Raw genomic sequence first — 16883 nt, forward strand, 5'->3', positions numbered from 1 at the left:
TTTAACTTGCATCTAGTATTAACTGCCCCATCTCTATAGTTAGCTTGTTTATTGCTAACTATGTTAATTTTTCTACTGCCTTTTATAAGCCTATATTCCTATGAAAATTTTACAATCGCCCTATTATCAGCCGCGAAAGCTGCTTAGCGCCTCCTCTGAGCCGCCCTATAGCGTTCAACTCATTGAAGATAACATCCAATACGCTAGCAAATATAACCCTTTTGAGTCGCTACTCGATGATATTTTCCCTGGGGTACATGTTGGCAACCATGATATGGTGATTCGCAAAGAACAGCTTAAAGATTTTGAGCGTTGTACCGATTTTACCACCGTCGCCTATTCGCATAAAAATAATACCTTGTATGAGCGTGAAGCTTGTTATTTTCATCCCAAATATGAAGTGTTCATGCTCACCAACGAAGATTTGTCCAATGACTATGACGAATATATCTTTGAATCAGGTCTGCTAAAAGTCGTCAGTATTTACTATATTTCGACCAATCCGCATTCGGCGGCGAGTGTCAAAAACGTGTTTGATGAGTACTTGCAAAAGTATGTGTCGCAAGAGGCTAAAGTATCTATTTTACTTAAAGAAGTCCATGGTTTTGTATTTAAAACCCATCGTATCAAGCCATTTCCCATCAATTTAGATACCATGTATCACGAGGATTTTCTGCCCGTGCATCAGCATATCAAAGAATCACTCAATCATGATGGTAAAGGCGTGGTACTGTTGCATGGCGTGGCGGGTTCAGGTAAAACTAACTATATCAAATGGCTAACCAGCCAAGTGCCTAATAAAAAATTCATCTTTGTGCCCACTACCATGATTGGGTATTTGACCAACCCTGAATTTATGTCACTATTGGTGGATAACAAAAACTCGGTATTAGTGCTTGAAGACTGTGAAAACTACATTGCCGAGCGTAGCATTGATAACGCCAATACCGATGTGGTATCGGCGATTTTGAACATTGCTGATGGTATGCTGTCGGATGTGTTGGAGTGTCAGTTTATCTGTACCTTTAACTCAGATATCTCAAAAATTGACCCCGCGCTGCTGCGTAAAGGTCGATTGATAGCTGAGTATAAATTCAAAGAACTGTCCGTTGAAAAATCCAACGCGTTTTTGGCATCGATTGATAAAGCTATCACCGTCAATAAACCGCACTCATTGGCAGAGTTAACCAACATGGATCATCTGTCCTATCGAGAGAAACCAGCAGAAAAACCCAAATTTGGTTTTGTATAACTATTAAGCCTAATCATTAATTATAATCATTAGCGATAGTCATTAAGTATAATCATTAAACATAATCAGTAAGCATAAAAAAAGGAGCGCAATTGGCTCCTTTTTTTATACTAGACATTACTAAACATTGTCGATTTGCTTCTCATCAATGGGCACAAGCTCAATCGCTGTTTTATCTGCATTCATACGAATCGACATCGTACCGCCATTGACCAAATCACCAAACAATATTTGCTCTGCCAATGGTTTTTTGATTTCATCTTGAATCAAGCGGTTCATTGGGCGTGCACCCATGAGACGATCGTAACCTTTTTCTGCCAGATAATTTCTCACCTCATCATCAATTTCAAGCACCACTTTCTTGTCATCAAGCTGGGCTTGCAGCTCAACCAAGAACTTATCAACCACAGATACAATGACATTTTGATCCAATGGGTTAAATTGAATGATGGCATCCAAACGATTGCGAAACTCTGGGGTAAACATCCGTTTCATCGCTTCACTATTGTCGCGGCTATGGTCTTGTTTGGTAAAGCCCATGCTGTTGCGACTGATGCTATCAGCGCCGACGTTGGTGGTCATAATCAGTATCACTTGTTTAAAGCTTGATGTGCGGCCGTTATTGTCGGTGAGCGAGCCATGATCCATCACTTGGAGTAGCAAGTTAAATACATCAGGATGGGCTTTTTCAATCTCATCTAGCAATAGCACACAATGCGGAAATTGATTGATTTTTTCGGTCAATAAACCACCCTGATCAAAGCCCACATAGCCTGGCGGTGCCCCAATCAAGCGTGACGCCGTATGTGCTTCCATATACTCAGACATATCAAAACGAACCAGTTCAATGCCTAACAAATTCGCTAACTGACGACTGACTTCCGTTTTACCGACACCGGTAGGACCGGCGAACATAAACGAACCAATCGGTTTATCATCTGGTTTTAAGCCTGCACGTGACAACTTGATGGCATCTGCCAAGTTTTTGATGGCTTCATCTTGACCAAACACCAGATGTTTTAGGTTGCTTTCAAGATTTTGCAGCACCGATTTGTCATCCGTTGAGACGGATTTTGGTGGGATACGCGCAATTTTTGAGATAATGTATTCAATTTGCGGAACATCAATCACCACCTCGCCATTTTGTTGTGCCGCGTCAATCACTTTATTGTCGGCTTCGCTTAACATAGCCTCAGGTTCGACAACACCATCCGCTGCATGGCTAACATCTAAGTCATCGACAAGTGCGTCTTCATCCACCACAGGCTGATTTGATAACTTGTCATTTGCGACATTATCAGTGGATTGATTGCTGTCCACAGTAGATTCAACCTGATTTTCGGCTTGTTTTTGCAGGCGAACAAATGCACCCGCTTCATCAATCACATCAATGGCTTTGTCAGGTAAAAAGCGTTCGTGAATGTGTTTTACCGCCAGATGCACCGCACTTTGTAGCGCCTGATCGGTATAGCTGACGTTATGGAATTTCTCATATTGTTTTTTCAGACCGCGTAGAATATCAATCGTTTCATCAATGGATGGCTCGTTGACATCAACTTTTTGGAAACGACGACTTAAGGCATGGTCTTTTTCAAACACTTGGCGGTATTCGGTAAAGGTGGTTGAGCCGATACAACGCAGCTCACCGGATGCCAACGCAGGTTTGATTAAATTTGACACATCCATATTGCTGCTCATCGATGAGCCTGCGCCGATAATCATATGGATTTCGTCAATAAATAAAATCGCATTGGGCTTGGCTTTTAAGGCATCTAATAGCGCTTTCATCCGTTTTTCAAAATCACCGCGGTATTTTGTACCGGCAATCAGCGCACCAATATCTAAACTATATACCACACAGCCTGATAATGGTTTTGGTGCTTTGTCATTGACAATCAACCATGCCAAGCCTTCCGCAATCGACGTTTTACCCACCCCTGGGTCACCCACCAGTAGCGGATTATTTTTGCGGCGGCGGCATAAAATCTGCGCGGTACGCTCGATTTCTGCTTGGCGACCAATTAACGGATCGGTGCCACCCGTAGAGGCTTTTTGATTGAGATTAACGGTAAATTCAGTCAATGGGTCTTTATTGGCTTTTTCACCCGTTTCTTCAGTTTCAACACTGGTTAATTTGTCGCGCACTTTTTTGTCTTGACCATGCGATAAGTACTGGGTCAACTCAAGTCGCGTCACCCCTTGTTTTTTAAGTAGGTACACCGCGTAGGTGTCATGCTCTGAGAACATAGACACTAGCAAATCTGAGCCTTCCACCAAACGGCTGCTGGCAACCGATTGCACATGAAAAATCGCCCGCTGCAAGATACGGTCAAAACTGCGCGTTGGTTGTGGCGAGTAATCTTCGTTGATATCGACCGTTGGGGTATGTTCATCAATATACTGGGTCAAATCTTTGCCAAGCTGATCCACATTGACTGCACAAGCCACCAAGGCTTCTACCGCATTTTCATTCTCTAACAGTGCCAATAGCAGATGCTCGACCGTTAAATATTCATGTGCACGTTGTTTTGCAAGTGTCACTACCAACCGCAACGTGCTTTGTAATTCTAAACTTAACATAAGATGTCCTTAATACTTGTCACCGACGGTTTTTGATTTTGCCCTACTTGAAAAATCATGCGTTATCTAATTGATTGGTTTGATGTCGTTATAGGTGTTGATGGTTATTTGCGTTGATGTTTTCTCAAGTTTCATTTGCCGTCACCTCAGCACCAAATATCTTATGGATATCTGGCTAATCATGCTAAGTTCGGTTAAAAGGAAGTAAAAATGAAAGATGACAAAATGGGAAAAATCAAAATCATTACGTTTAATATAATGACATTGCTAATAAATTCAAGTGATAAAACGTAGTTAATGGCGGGTTTTAAAATGGCAAAAAATTCAATGATGAATAAAAAATAGAAAGGAGGTGCCACCAAAAATAAAACTGGGTTAAATAGCAAACTGCCACTAACCTTGCGGCTCAATTTGACTCAGTAACGGATAACCTGCCTGACGCGCTTCACGGTTAACGGCTTGGGCTTTGGTTTCTGCGATGTCTTTAGGGTATATACCGGCAATTCCTTTGCCTTGTTGATGAATGGCAAGCATAATACTGATAGCTGAATCTAGCGAATGTTTAAAATGATTTTGTAAAACATCCACCACAAATTCCATCGGCGTATAGTCATCGTTATACATGACCACCGCATACATCTGTGGTTTTTTCAGTTCAGGGTCAGCCAATAGCACATCTTCGACGGGGTCGGTATTTGGCTCGCCTTCTATGTCGGTCAAACGCGCTGGCAATGAATTTGGTGATTGGTTAGGTAGCTGTTTAGGGGACTGCGTTGGCAACCATGCCGGTAGGTGCCAATCCATATTCGTGGTGGTTGGCTGTGATACAACTGATTGACGAGAAAAATTAAGCGTTTGAAGCATCATTAATTGAACATTTACCTAAGATTAGACGAAACATTGATTATACTACTTTACAGCAGTCGTTGCGGCAGGTTTTTGCGTATTGGCTGTGCTTGCCACTGGCGTGCTATCGGTCGAACTCACAGGTCGTTTATCCGCTTCAGGCGTTTCTTCAAGCGTATATGGCATGTTATCAATCGGTTGACCGAGTTGCCAATCATACACTTGCTCAGTTTTTTGGTTGCCGGCGGCTAATTCAAGTTTCACTTGTTTGGGTACAAAGTTTTTGGGCATCAAAAAACGCCCGCGAATTCTTGCAATCCCATGAATCGAGTAACTATTAGGTTGCAATGGGACTTCGACCATATTAACTTCATCGAGCAAGGTCAATTTTGGTATCAGATTTTTTGGCTGATTTGATGGATCGACCATACCGACATCAAAGCGGTATTCATAGGCATTTTCTGGCAATGGTGCGATTTTTGCCCCGATGACTTGTAAACTCATACCGCCTTTTTTGGCAAGCGACGTGGTTAAGAATTGCTGACCTTGTTCAAGCTGTAAGTTGGTGACTTTTAGATCTTGAATATCGGTACGCAGCGCTGATAGGTTCGCCAAGCTGATATCACGCTCTTGCTGCGCAGTGGTTAATTGGCTTTGTAACGTATCAGATTTTAGCTTTAATGATTTAATGTTTTCTGCTGAGATTTCAAGACCTGCGGCGGTTTTTTTCGCTTCTTCAGCAGCAAAGCTCAAGCCGCGATGATAACCAATGCGTTGACCTAACACCAGTGCAATGATGGCAACTAACAACAAACTAACCCCAAACGCAATCAGCCACCCCGACACCTTGTTGGGTTGGGCAATATAATTGCGTTGTGCTTCTGGCAAAGATTGAGAAGAGTTATTATCTTCGGGCAAATCCATAGAGATACTCAAATTGAAAAACGATCAAAACATGGATAATCACAGTACTGATGATAGCTCAAAAAGGGTTGATGAATATGACATCCATTAAAGCGAACCCCATTATAAACAAAAATTATGATGAATTCAGCTAAATTTATTGACTGAAAAAATAATAAAGTTAGCCCATTTCATCATAGCGTCATATTTTTTTGGCTAAAAAAAATAAAGCAATGCTTGTTATGGCATTAACATTTTTAAATAGGCTGACCATAAATAGCTTAAGAAAACCACTTATTAAAGAAATAACTTAAGGCACGACGGCAACTAACGCCAACCCTGTTTGCTCTGCAAGCCCAAACATCACGTTCATATTTTGCACGGCTTGTCCTGCCGCACCTTTGACCAAATTATCTTGTACCACCAAAATCGTCGCCATCGGGCTATTTTCTAGTGTTTGCACCGCAATTCTTAAATAGTTGCTACCCCGTACACTACGGGTATCTGGGTACATCCCTTTTGGCATGACGTCTACAAAATATTCGTTTTGATAGCTGGTTTCATATAAAGATTGTAAATCTAACGCTTGACCCGCCGCCGTCAAGCGAACATGAATCGTGGTAAACATACCGCGAATCATGGGTACTAAATGGGGTACAAAGCGGATATCATGCGACTGAAAGCGTTTGCTTTGACCCAATATTTGGTCAATCCCTTGGCTAATCTCTGGAGCGTGACGATGACCTGCCACGCCATAGGCGCTAAAACTATCCGATGTCTCGCTAAATAACAAATTCATTTTGGCTTGGCGACCTGCACCTGAGACGCCTGATTTGGCATCAATAATAATCCAAGGCTCAATCAATGCCTGCTGCTGGCTGTTTTGGGCGTCGATTAGTGGTTTTAATCCCAAAATCGCCGTGGTGGGATAACAACCTGGGTTGCCAATGACCTTGGCTTTGGCAATGGCATCACGATTGACTTCGGGTAACCCATACACAGCTTCTTTTAAAATATCGGGGCAAGTATGTTCAAGTTTATACCAAGTTTCAAAATCTTGTAGCGACTGCAAACGAAAATCTGCCGCCAAATCGATGACTTTAGTGCCATTTTCGGTTAAAAATTTGGCATGCTTCATGGCAACGCCGTGGGGCGTAGCAAAGAATACCACATCACATGCTGCTAATTTTTTTTCATCCAAATCCGAAAACGTTAAATCGGTCACGCCCCGCAAACTTGGAAACATATCATCAACGCGTCGGCCCGCTTCTGAGCGCGATGTCAGCATCGTCACTTGTGCCTGTGGATGACGACTCAATAGTCGAATTAGCTCTACGCCAGTGTAGCCTGTGCCACCGACAATACCTACTTTGATCATGGTCGTCTCCTGATGTTGGTATTAAAGTTTATATTCATGCACCGCATCAATAAAAGCTTTGGCATGGTCAGGATTAACCCATTGGTTAATACCGTGACCTAAGTTTGCTATATAGCCTGTTTTATCACCGAGGCTGTAGGCGTCCTGTAGCATCAAATGCGTCTGCTGGCGAATATGCTCAGGCGATGCAAATAATGTCGCGGGGTCAAGATTACCTTGCAGCGCGATGCCTGTATGCAGCTTTTTGTGCAATTTGGTCAATTCTTTTTGTTGTTCAAAGACGATGCTGCGGGCTCTATCTAGTGGCATCGTCCAATCAAGTCCTAGCGCATCCGCGCCACTGTGGCATTGGGTATCTAACCACAAGCCGCCACCTTTGGTAAATAGTACCACAGGTACCTCTGGGTATGTTGCTTTGATCGCCGCGACAATTTTAGTATTGTAATGGTGCGAGAATTCAACAAATTGGCGATGCGCCAATGCCCCACCCCAACTATCAAAAATTTGTAATAACTGCGCCCCCGCTGCTATCTGCGCTAGCAAATAATCAATCACAGCATCAGTGATTTTAGCGAGCAGCGCATGCAAGGTTTCAGGCTCGCCATACAACATGGCTTTGGCATAGCGGTATTCTTTAGAACTACCGCCTTCAATCATATAGGTCGCTAGCGTCCACGGACTACCCGAGAAGCCAAATAATGGCGCACGGCCTGCCAGCGCATGACGAATACTGGTCACCGCTTTCATCACATAGTCAAGTGCATCTGCCATCGCGACGGTTGGCAAGGCTTCAACCTCTGCCATGCTTCTGACAGTTTTGTGAAATTTTGGGCCTTCCCCTGCTTCAAAATACAGACCCAAACCGAGCGCATCAGGAATGGTTAAAATATCACTAAACAAAATCGCCGCATCCAACTCAAAACGGCGAAATGGCTGAATGGTGACTTCCGTCGCCAAATCGGTATTTTTGCAAAGCGATAGAAAGTCACCGGCTTGGGCACGGGTTTTTTTATACTCAGGCAAATATCGACCGGCTTGTCGCATCATCCACACTGGGGTCACATCCACGGATTCAAAACGCATGGCTCTTAAAATACGGTCATTTTTTAACATCGGAAAATTATGGGTCATGTCGTTGCCTTTAAAAATAATCTTGGGTAAAAATAATCTTGGGTAAAAATAATCTTGGCTAAAAATACTATTGGGTAAACATACTATTGGGTAAAAATACTATTGAATCAGTCTAAAATTAGTTAAATTTCAATCAAAAATTGTCGAAAATTATACGATAATCGCCATATTATCACGATGTACCATCACGTGGCGTTCCTCATTTTTACCCAAAATCGCTTCGATGTCGCTATTGCGTTTGCGAGCGATGCGCTTAGCTTCACTTGATGAGAAATCCACCTGACCGACCGCGATACGTACCCCTGTTTTATCAACGCACTCCACCACATCGCCCTCATCAAAATCACCTTGCACTTCAATCACCCCGACAGGCAATAAGCTTTTGTTATTTTTAATGATGGCATCCACTGCGCCATCGTCAATCACCAAGCGACCTGCCATACGCAGATGCGCGGCTAGCCATTGTTTTTTGGCAATGCGTTTATCATCGTCATTGGTGGTGAGCATCGTACCTAAGGATTCCCCTTTGACCACGCGATTAATCACGTTATCGATGCTGCCGCTGACAATCACGGTGGGACAACCACCCATTGCCGCAAGCCTTGCCGCACGAATTTTGGTAATCATGCCGCCACGACCCAATTTGCCACCATCTCCCGCCACGTCAAACAAATAATCTGCCATTGCCCGTTCGCTCTTAATCAGCTTCGCATCCGGGTTGGTGCGAGGGTTATCGGTGAATACGCCTTGCTGGTCGGTCAATATAATGTATAAATCAGCTTTGACCATGGCTGCCACCATCGCACCTAGACTGTCATTATCACCAAATTTGATTTCATCGACACTGACGGTGTCATTTTCATTAATGACCGGTAGCACTCGCCATTCAAGTAGCTGATTTAACGTACTAGCGGTATTGAGATAACGATTTCGATTGGCAAGATCGTCATGTGTCAGTAGCAACTGCGCGCTTTGTACACCATACTGAATCAACGCCGACCACCAAGTTTCAATCAAGCCCATCTGCCCAATGGCGGCGCAGGCTTGCAAGGCTTGTAATTTTTTGGGGCGTTCTTCCAAATTCATCCGCACCACCCCTTCCGCCACTGCCCCTGAGGACACTAGCAATACTTGGTAGCCTTCATTATGCAGCTTGGCAATTTGCTTCGCCCATTCATAAATTGCGGTGCGATCCAAGCCTTTACCATTATTGGTCAGTAGCGATGAACCAATTTTTACCACAATGGTGTTGGACTTAAGGGCTTTTTTAGTTGAGTTAGGTGAGGCGGTGGCAGTCATAAGTTGATAGTCATAATCAGTCAAGTGCAATTTTTTAATCAAATTAAATGCCATAATGGCTTGGCTGAGCATTGTAACAATTTTTACTGGGTTTATAAATGCTAATCGATGCCGGTAGCCGTTAAATATCACACGTTTTTGCCATACGCATTTTTATCCCAATTAAATAGCAACCATCGAAAAAAAAATTGACATTGTCAACTAAAAAATATCGACTTGAAGTTTTCTCAATTTAGATGAGGATAACTTGCTATCAACTTTGCTTTTATATAAATTTGCTCATCTTCATGGGCTACTGGGTTTATCAAATTTATGAAAAGAGCTGTTGTCACCACCTCCTCATCTTGTCTTGAAGCCCTCGGATTGTCGCAAGGCATGGACATTCTGCGCTTACACGTAAACATCAATAACGTTGATTTTATCGATGGTAAAAATATCACCAGTGAGCGCCTAGCAACCATCATGAAAACCAACCTCAAATCGGTAGCGAGTACATTTCCGCCATCCATCCATGAAATGCATCTGTTGTTTAATGATTTGATTGCTCGCGGAGTCACTGCGGTATTTGTTTGCGGCATCTCGTCCAAATTTAGCCAAACCTTGCCCATGCTAGAAGAACTCAAAGTACATTATGCCAATCGTCTGCACATCTTTGTGTATGACACCAAAACACTCAATATTGCTGAAGGGGCGCTGGCGTACGAGGCAAAAGTGTTGATTGAACAAGGTGAATCGTTTGAAAACGTGGCAAAAAAACTTGACGATTTGCGACGTCGCAGTGAATTTTTATTTACCCTCAGTGACTTGGACTATATTATTCGCAACAAAAAATTGTCCGCCCCTGCCGCATTTGTTGCCAACTTATTTGATATTAAACCGATTATGCAAATTAATCAAATTGGCGAGATTATCGCGGTGGAAAAAGTGCGCAAGCTTGAAAAAACCCTGATCACCATGGGAAAAACCATCGAAAAACTTGCCGCAAATCAACCCGCGTTTATCTATTTGACAGATACGGGGCATCATGAAAGTACCGAATTTTTTAAAAAAATATTAGCGACCCATTTTGGTTGGGATGATTTGCTTGTCATTCGCGTGTCGACTATTTCGCTTGCCAATCATGGCTTGATGGGGACAGGCATTGGGGTGTTTTATGGTGAATTACCGCATATTGTCAAAGCATTAAAAAAATGACCCGTCCTTATCTAAATTCACTTAATAAAAAGGTTAGCCCGGGCTAACCTTTTTAAAGCTATTTCCATCACCGCTAAGGTGCGTATACTACTTCCACGCCATCATCGTCATCGTAGTCGTCGTCATCAAAATCATCTTCATCCAATGCGCGACCTTCACGCTCAGCTTTACGTTTGGCACGATATGCTTCTTTTTGCTCTTCCGTATTGGCGCGCACTTCCGCTTCCAGTCGTTCAAAACGCAACCGCTGACTTTCAGCAAAGTCGGGATCAGTTTCTTCCATCTCGCGCTCTTGCTCGATTTCATTCATCAAATGCCAAACCACGGCATCAACCCCTTCCCCTGTGAGCGTGGAAGTACGAAAAACCATCCCTGTCCAACCAAGCTCTGCCACGATATGAGTGCAAAGTTGGTTTAATGACTCTTCGGGCACTTGGTCGATTTTGTTTAAAATCAAAATTTGTGGCAGTTTTGACAGCTCTGGCGAGAATTTTTCTAACTCATTAAAAATCACTTGGGCGTTTGCCACAGGGTCGCTACCATCAATGGGCTGTACATCGACAAGATGCAATAATCGACGGGTACGAGCGACGTGTTTTAAAAAGCGAATACCCAGTCCAGCCCCTTCAGAGGCGCCTTCAATCAGTCCTGGGATATCTGCCATAACAAATGAGCGGTGTTTGCCCACATCCACGACACCTAGATTCGGTACCAAAGTGGTAAACGGATAATTGGCAACTTTGGGTTTGGCAGCAGAGACTTGACGAATAAAGGTGGATTTACCCGCGTTTGGCAGACCGATAAGACCTACGTCCGCTACCACTTTTAGCTCAAACTTCAAGACTTTTAATTCACCTGCAAAACCTGGGGTGGCACGTCGTGGTGCTTGATTGGTGGAGGTTTTAAAATGGGTATTGCCTTGCCCGCCGTCACCGCCTTTGGCAATCCTCGCCGTTTGCCCTTTTTTGGTCAAGTCTGCTAAGACCTCACCTGTTTCAGTATCAACGACGGTGGTACCGATGGGCACAGATAGATAGATATCATCTGCCCCACGACCTGAACAGTTTTTGGCGCCGCCATTTTCGCCGCGTTTGGCATCATAGCGACGTGTAAACCGGTAATCGACGAGGGTATTGGTGTTGTCGTCGCACACCACATACACATCACCGCCTTTGCCGCCATCACCACCATCGGGGCCGCCTTTGGGGACGTATTTTTCTCGGCGAAAACTGACGATACCATTGCCGCCGTCGCCTGCTTTGACTGTTACGATTGCTTCATCGATAAAACGCATTGAAGACTTTCCTTAAATTCTTGGATAACCAAATATTATAGCATGAATTTTAGCAAGAAAAATTTCAACACAATCGATGTTTGAAAATTTATTCAATAAAAAACCGCCCAAACTTGAGCGGTCTTGTAATCGTCCTTAACGCTTAGGAACACTTAGACATTTTTCGCCATGGTTTCAGCGACACGCAATACTTGGGTGCTATAGCCCATTTCGTTGTCATACCATAGGTACATCACTGCACGGTTCTCTTGAGCAAGCGTAGATTTGGCGTCCCAAATCGCCACTTTTTCACAGCCCACAAAGTCGGTAGAAACCGCTTCATCCGAATCTGAATAAGCAATTTGCGCTTGCCATTGTTCGCTCTGACTGGCTTCTTTGATAAAGGCATTGAGTTCATCGCTTGAATTGACCGGGTTTTTGAAATTCAAATTCAAAATCGCAAGGCTCACGTTTGGCGTTGGTACACGTACCGAGCTGCCTGACAATTTGCCTTTTAGTTCTGGAATCGCTTTACTGACCGCTTTGGCAGCGCCTGTGCTTGTCATTACCATATTTAAGGTTGCAGCACGCCCACGACGCTCGGCTTTATGGTGGTTATCAACCAAGTTTTGGTCATTGGTGAACGCATGGATGGTTTCCATGTGACCGTTTTCAATGCCGTATTTATCGTTTAAGAGTTTGAGCGTAGGGGTAATCGCATTGGTGGTACAGCTTGCCGCTGACACGATGGTATCACTGCCGATGGTGTCGTCATTGACATTATAGACGATGTTTTTGATATCGCCTGACGCTGGCGCAGTCAATAGCACTTTTTTGGCACCTTTTGACTGTAAATGCTTGCCAAGACCTGCTTCATCTTTCCATTTACCGGTGTTGTCGATGATTAAGGCATTGTCAATACCATAAGACGTGTAGTCGATTTCGCTTGGGTCAGCAGCATAAATGACTTTGATAAAACGACCGTTGGCGATGATACCGCTGTTTGCTTTATCCACCACCACTGAGCCATCAAACCAGCCATGTACCGAGTCACGCTCAAGCAAGCTTGCACGTTTTTCCAAATCTGCTTCACCGGCTGGACGGACGACGATGGCTTTTAATTGTAAGCCTTTGTCTGAGGCAGGACGGCTCATCAGCAAACGAGCCAAGATACGACCGATACGACCAAAACCGTACAACACGACATCTGTCGCAGGCACTTCGTCACCGCTGGTAAAGCTATCGGCTTGTTTACCTGATTTGAGCGCTTGACCCAAGTCCACCGTGGTATGGCTTAGATTTTGGTCGTTTAACGCGGTGGCAAAAGCGAGTGTATCAGCGATGTTAAGGGCGTTTTTGTCATGATGAGCGATGATATCAACAAGGTTTAGGGCAATGCGGTTGCCAAAAAACAACACATTGACGCCTTTATTGGCTAGGGTATTTAGCTCAACTAGTAACTGAACCGCTTGGGCTTCTTGATTTTTGCGAGTAGTGAGGTGGTCTTGGTAAAGATTGGCAGACATAGTATGACCTTTTTTTGTGAAGGAAAAATAAAATCTGTGGAAAATGCAGCAATAAATAAACGCCTAAATTGTAACGGAATTTAGGCGTTTTAGCAATTTTAAAGCAGGGTGTTTCAACTACCTAGCTTATCGGCTATTTTGTGCGGTTTTTTGCAATTTACTGACATCGTAGCCTTGAGATTTTGCGGTAGCGACCATTGTTTGATAAGTGTCTTCATCTATCGTGGGCGTGCGTGACAAAATCCACAAGTATTTTTGATTTGGCGTACCCACCAACGCATGGTTATAATTGGGGTCTAAAGCAAGCACCCAATAATCGGCTTTACCAACAGGCAACCAACGCAGTCCTTGCGGCAAGAAAGTAACTTTAAGTTTACTGCCACTGTCGCCATTTTTGGTGGCTTCACCAATGCTTTGCATGGGTTTGCCATCTTTGCCCATACATTGGTTATTGACTTCCACCTTGCCTGTCGGTTGTAGGGTGTAAGTGGCGGTGACATCACTGGCACAGTTACGCTGAAAAAACATCGGCAAACGGGCAATTTCGTACCATTTGCCCGCATAACGGTTTAAATCAACGCTTTGCACTGCCTGAGCTTTACCAACGCCTGTGGACTTGGCGGTGGTTTCGGTTGTCGGTGTAGTGGAACAAGCACTCATCGCAATTAATGTACCTGCAATACCTGCCGCTGCTAGCGTTTTTTTACTCATTATTTTCATTGTCTATATCACCTTATTTTACTCAGTGTTATTGCGCATTAAAGTAGTCATTTTAGCCCAAAATAAACGCTCAAACGGTGACTATTGGGGCACTTTTTGTCAGCCAGTTGTTACAGTGAATGCGCTATTGTCAACCTGTTGGCTAGTTTTTATACCTTGTCGACCAATAACCGAATACCCGCGACTCCCATCGCCCCATGCTCATAGGCGGTGGCTAAATCTGCCTGCCCTACTCCGCCTAGCGCAAACACCGGCACATCACTAAGCTTTGCTAATTCGCCGAACGCTTGCCAGCCCATGCCCCCACTTTGAAAGGTTTCTGGGTGTGTCAGCGTGGCTTTCACCGGCGATAAAAAACAGCCCATGACAGTATGCGATGTCGCCAAGGTATTTAATCTGCTTAGGCTATGTTGGTCATGGCAACTGGCAAAATAGCGACAATTTTTTGATAAGCTTGAGAAATCAAGCGTCATGAGTTGTTGGTGATTCAAATGCACCATGCCGTTTTTTAACCACGCATCTAATCGCTCAGGTAAGCACTTAAATAAGCACGCTAGTGTTGCATATTGAATAATCGGGGTGATATCCGCTCTTATCCTTAGTAAGCCATCAATCATAGCGGTGGCATTTTCATCGCTGGTTTGCGGGCGAAGATAACAATGGGCATCTTGAGGCAGTTTTTGGCTATAAAAATCAACCCACTTATCCACACCAATGAAGTGATCTAAGGGCTGCGTGATATAAATCGCATTGGGCAATTTTAACCACTCTAAAATGCGGGCATTGGCATCGGGCAGCGCGTACTGATTGGCGACTAAGTCTGACTGGTGCACCCATGTGACCGCTTGACCCTCCTTGCCTATACCCTGTTGTAAACCATCAAACTGGGCTTGACTCACTTGAATTTTAAAAACGTGCAATGCCACGCTTTTATCAGCATAATCATGGCGTATCACCCCCATTTTGACTGCGGTATTTTGCGCGATATCCAAGCCAATCTCTTCATGGACTTCACGGACTAACCCTTGTTTTGGGGTTTCATCTGGCTCAATTTTCCCCCCAACAAATTCATAGCGATTGCCTTGGTGTTGATTGGTATGGCGAAATCCCAATAAATATTGATTGTTAAAATGTATCACCGCGACTGCCACATTAACGACTTTTGACATATTTTTCTCAAACTGTTGATTGTTACCCATTATAAAGCATTAGATTTGATGAAAAAGTGAAAAAAGTCACTTGACGACCCATTAAATATAAATGATAATCATTATCAATTAAAAACACTATTCGCCCCACTTCCAGAGAAAAGGAGTATCCTATGCTACATTTATTAAATCGCGCCAATCTCATCCAACAAAGTTCCTTGCCTACGCTATATTCCAATCATTTATTTGCGCTGACCAAAGAGATTCGCATTCAGCATGACGGCGAAGAATACCGTCTTCGATTGACCCGTAATAACCGCCTAATACTCACCAAATAGTGACTTACCAAATAGTCCCGGTGAAATTGTTAATAAAAAAAGCCAATCTTCTTCAGAGTGGCTTTTTTAAATGGCTAAATTGATAGGCTCTGTTGCCAGTCACTGTGCGCAGTTACTGGTAACAATCACCTAAATTAACCCATGCGAATAGCGCCGTCCAAACGAATGACGTCGCCATTAAGATAGCTATTTTCGATGATATGGGCCACCAATTTAGCAAATTCTTCTGGATTGCCCAAACGTTTGGGAAAAGGAACCGCTTGCTCAAGACTGGTACGGGCAGCTTCTGGCAGGCTTGCCATCATCGGTGTACCGAACACCCCTGGGGCGATGGTCATGATACGTATTTGATGGCGCTGCAGCTCACGCGCGAGTGGTAAGGTTAAGCCCACCACGCCTGCTTTAGATGACGAGTAACTGCCTTGCCCGACTTGACCATCGAATGCGGCAATTGAAGCGGTGTTGATAATCACACCTTTATCTTCATTATTGTCTGCAGTATTTTTTGCCATCGCAGCCGCTGCCAGTCGCGCCACATTAAAAGTACCGATGAGGTTAATCTGGATACCACGGGCAAAGGTGGTTAAATCGGCTGGATTGCCTTCTTTGTCCAGTAATTTTTGCACCAACACGATACCGGCACAGTTGATTGACCCTGATAATTTACCAAATTTGGTCACACCCGCCTCAATCGCGTTTTTGACATCCGCTTCGCTGGTGACGTCACATTTTGCAAAAATCGCTTTATCGCCCAATTCAGCCACTAATTTCTCACCGGCTTCTTGGTTCAAATCGGCGATGATAACATTTGCGCCATGCGCCACCAAATAACGGGTTGTCGCCTCACCTAGACCTGACGCGCCGCCTGTGACCAAAAATGTATTATTTTGTACTTGCATTGTTTTTCCGTTAACCTGTTATTTTTGTTGGTGTTAAAAGCAGTGGGTTTATGTGATTAAATTTTTCACGGTTATGGCTGTCGGTGTACGGGGCAGCATGGTTGATACCCGATCGCCTTTTTTCACCCCCAAAGAAATAAACAGATTGCGGGGTTTGGGTGTCAAAATTGTCCATGATAGGTTCCTAATGTCGTCCATGAGATAGGAATGAGTACCAGTGTCAACGGTCACCAGCTGACTTAAAATAACGCTGACTTCAAATAAATCTGGGTTGAAATAAATTTGAGTTGATACAACCAGTTTTTTGACGATGGGCTCGCAACTATTGCTGATTTACACTCACGCTGATTCACTTGTATTTCGATTTACTTGTCTCAAGTCAAGCTAACAAATTCC

The 16883-nt window shown here is 43.8% G+C and carries 14 protein-coding genes; 3 read left to right on the forward strand and 11 right to left on the reverse strand.

From position 1 onward, the window contains the following. Nucleotides 1-100: 100 nt before the first annotated feature. On the forward strand, nt 101-1252 hold the full coding sequence (locus RTR63_RS01290) for an AAA family ATPase (RefSeq protein ID WP_312115159.1): 1152 nt from the start codon (nt 101-103) through the stop codon (nt 1250-1252). A 120-nt stretch (nt 1253-1372) separates the two neighbouring features. Here RTR63_RS01290 and clpA read toward each other — a convergent pair whose 3' ends face one another. The 6 genes from clpA to proB all read right to left on the reverse strand — a co-directional run bounded on the left by clpA (nt 1373) and on the right by proB (nt 9389). Further along, nucleotides 1373-3832 carry an ATP-dependent Clp protease ATP-binding subunit ClpA gene (gene clpA / locus RTR63_RS01295; RefSeq protein ID WP_312522265.1) on the reverse strand — a complete coding sequence of 820 codons (2460 nt, stop codon included), beginning with the start codon at nt 3830-3832 and terminating at the stop codon, nt 1373-1375. Between the two features lie 393 nt (nt 3833-4225). Next, nucleotides 4226-4699, reverse strand: coding sequence for an ATP-dependent Clp protease adaptor ClpS (locus tag RTR63_RS01300; RefSeq protein ID WP_312522267.1), 474 nt, complete (start codon nt 4697-4699; stop codon nt 4226-4228). Nucleotides 4700-4741: 42 nt separating this feature from the next. Next, entirely contained in the window at nt 4742-5602 is an 861-nt protein-coding gene (locus RTR63_RS01305) for a hypothetical protein (protein WP_312116364.1), read from the reverse strand. 289 nt (nt 5603-5891) lie between these two features. Next, nucleotides 5892-6959: an N-acetyl-gamma-glutamyl-phosphate reductase gene (gene argC / locus RTR63_RS01310; RefSeq protein ID WP_188874992.1), complete on the reverse strand. Its 1068-nt coding sequence runs from the start codon at nt 6957-6959 to the stop codon at nt 5892-5894. Nucleotides 6960-6980: 21 nt separating this feature from the next. Continuing rightward, nucleotides 6981-8090, reverse strand: a complete 1110-nt coding sequence (gene hemE / locus RTR63_RS01315; protein WP_312522269.1) for a uroporphyrinogen decarboxylase — start codon at nt 8088-8090, stop codon at nt 6981-6983. A gap of 150 nt (nt 8091-8240) precedes the next feature. Beyond that, nucleotides 8241-9389: a glutamate 5-kinase gene (proB, locus tag RTR63_RS01320; protein ID WP_312522322.1), complete on the reverse strand. Its 1149-nt coding sequence runs from the start codon at nt 9387-9389 to the stop codon at nt 8241-8243. 312 nt (nt 9390-9701) lie between these two features. Between proB and RTR63_RS01325 the strand changes: the two genes are divergently transcribed. Beyond that, nucleotides 9702-10583 carry a DegV family protein gene (locus RTR63_RS01325; protein WP_312522271.1) on the forward strand — a complete coding sequence of 294 codons (882 nt, stop codon included), beginning with the start codon at nt 9702-9704 and terminating at the stop codon, nt 10581-10583. A gap of 73 nt (nt 10584-10656) precedes the next feature. Here RTR63_RS01325 and obgE read toward each other — a convergent pair whose 3' ends face one another. The 4 genes from obgE to RTR63_RS01345 form a co-directional block, all read right to left on the reverse strand. Next, nucleotides 10657-11877, reverse strand: coding sequence for a GTPase ObgE (obgE, locus tag RTR63_RS01330; RefSeq protein ID WP_203172067.1), 1221 nt, complete (start codon nt 11875-11877; stop codon nt 10657-10659). Between the two features lie 152 nt (nt 11878-12029). Next, on the reverse strand, nt 12030-13382 hold the full coding sequence (locus RTR63_RS01335) for a glyceraldehyde-3-phosphate dehydrogenase (RefSeq protein ID WP_312522273.1): 1353 nt from the start codon (nt 13380-13382) through the stop codon (nt 12030-12032). A 126-nt stretch (nt 13383-13508) separates the two neighbouring features. Continuing rightward, nucleotides 13509-14102 (reverse strand): lipocalin family protein, encoded by a 594-nt coding sequence (locus tag RTR63_RS01340; RefSeq protein WP_007114965.1) that lies wholly within the window; start codon nt 14100-14102, stop codon nt 13509-13511. A 149-nt stretch (nt 14103-14251) separates the two neighbouring features. Further along, nucleotides 14252-15271, reverse strand: coding sequence for an NUDIX domain-containing protein (locus tag RTR63_RS01345; RefSeq protein ID WP_312522276.1), 1020 nt, complete (start codon nt 15269-15271; stop codon nt 14252-14254). A gap of 152 nt (nt 15272-15423) precedes the next feature. Between RTR63_RS01345 and hemP the strand changes: the two genes are divergently transcribed. Beyond that, complete coding sequence (hemP, locus tag RTR63_RS01350; RefSeq protein WP_007114963.1) at nt 15424-15588, forward strand: hemin uptake protein HemP; 165 nt, start codon at nt 15424-15426, stop codon at nt 15586-15588. Between the two features lie 134 nt (nt 15589-15722). Here hemP and RTR63_RS01355 read toward each other — a convergent pair whose 3' ends face one another. Continuing rightward, a complete protein-coding gene (locus RTR63_RS01355) occupies nt 15723-16487 on the reverse strand; it encodes an SDR family NAD(P)-dependent oxidoreductase (RefSeq protein ID WP_312522278.1) in 765 nt (254 codons plus the stop codon). Nucleotides 16488-16883: the final 396 nt, after the last annotated feature.

The sequence above is a fragment of the Moraxella sp. CTOTU47724 genome (genome assembly GCF_032014955.1).
GTDB classification, from domain to species: domain Bacteria; phylum Pseudomonadota; class Gammaproteobacteria; order Pseudomonadales; family Moraxellaceae; genus Faucicola; species Faucicola tetraodonis.

Excerpts from the sequence above, each read along its gene's own strand:
- RTR63_RS01290 (WP_312115159.1), top strand. The coding sequence starts at position 101 with ATGAAAATTTTACAATCGCCCTATTATCAGCCGCGAAAGCTGCTTAGC.
- clpA (WP_312522265.1), bottom strand. The coding sequence starts at position 3,832 with ATGTTAAGTTTAGAATTACAAAGCACGTTGCGGTTGGTAGTGACACTT.
- RTR63_RS01300 (WP_312522267.1), bottom strand. The coding sequence starts at position 4,699 with ATGATGCTTCAAACGCTTAATTTTTCTCGTCAATCAGTTGTATCACAG.
- RTR63_RS01305 (WP_312116364.1), bottom strand. The coding sequence starts at position 5,602 with ATGGATTTGCCCGAAGATAATAACTCTTCTCAATCTTTGCCAGAAGCA.
- argC (WP_188874992.1), bottom strand. The coding sequence starts at position 6,959 with ATGATCAAAGTAGGTATTGTCGGTGGCACAGGCTACACTGGCGTAGAG.
- hemE (WP_312522269.1), bottom strand. The coding sequence starts at position 8,090 with ATGACCCATAATTTTCCGATGTTAAAAAATGACCGTATTTTAAGAGCC.
- proB (WP_312522322.1), bottom strand. The coding sequence starts at position 9,389 with ATGACTGCCACCGCCTCACCTAACTCAACTAAAAAAGCCCTTAAGTCC.
- RTR63_RS01325 (WP_312522271.1), top strand. The coding sequence starts at position 9,702 with ATGAAAAGAGCTGTTGTCACCACCTCCTCATCTTGTCTTGAAGCCCTC.
- obgE (WP_203172067.1), bottom strand. The coding sequence starts at position 11,877 with ATGCGTTTTATCGATGAAGCAATCGTAACAGTCAAAGCAGGCGACGGC.
- RTR63_RS01335 (WP_312522273.1), bottom strand. The coding sequence starts at position 13,382 with ATGTCTGCCAATCTTTACCAAGACCACCTCACTACTCGCAAAAATCAA.
- RTR63_RS01340 (WP_007114965.1), bottom strand. The coding sequence starts at position 14,102 with ATGAAAATAATGAGTAAAAAAACGCTAGCAGCGGCAGGTATTGCAGGT.
- RTR63_RS01345 (WP_312522276.1), bottom strand. The coding sequence starts at position 15,271 with ATGTCAAAAGTCGTTAATGTGGCAGTCGCGGTGATACATTTTAACAAT.
- hemP (WP_007114963.1), top strand. The coding sequence starts at position 15,424 with ATGCTACATTTATTAAATCGCGCCAATCTCATCCAACAAAGTTCCTTG.
- RTR63_RS01355 (WP_312522278.1), bottom strand. The coding sequence starts at position 16,487 with ATGCAAGTACAAAATAATACATTTTTGGTCACAGGCGGCGCGTCAGGT.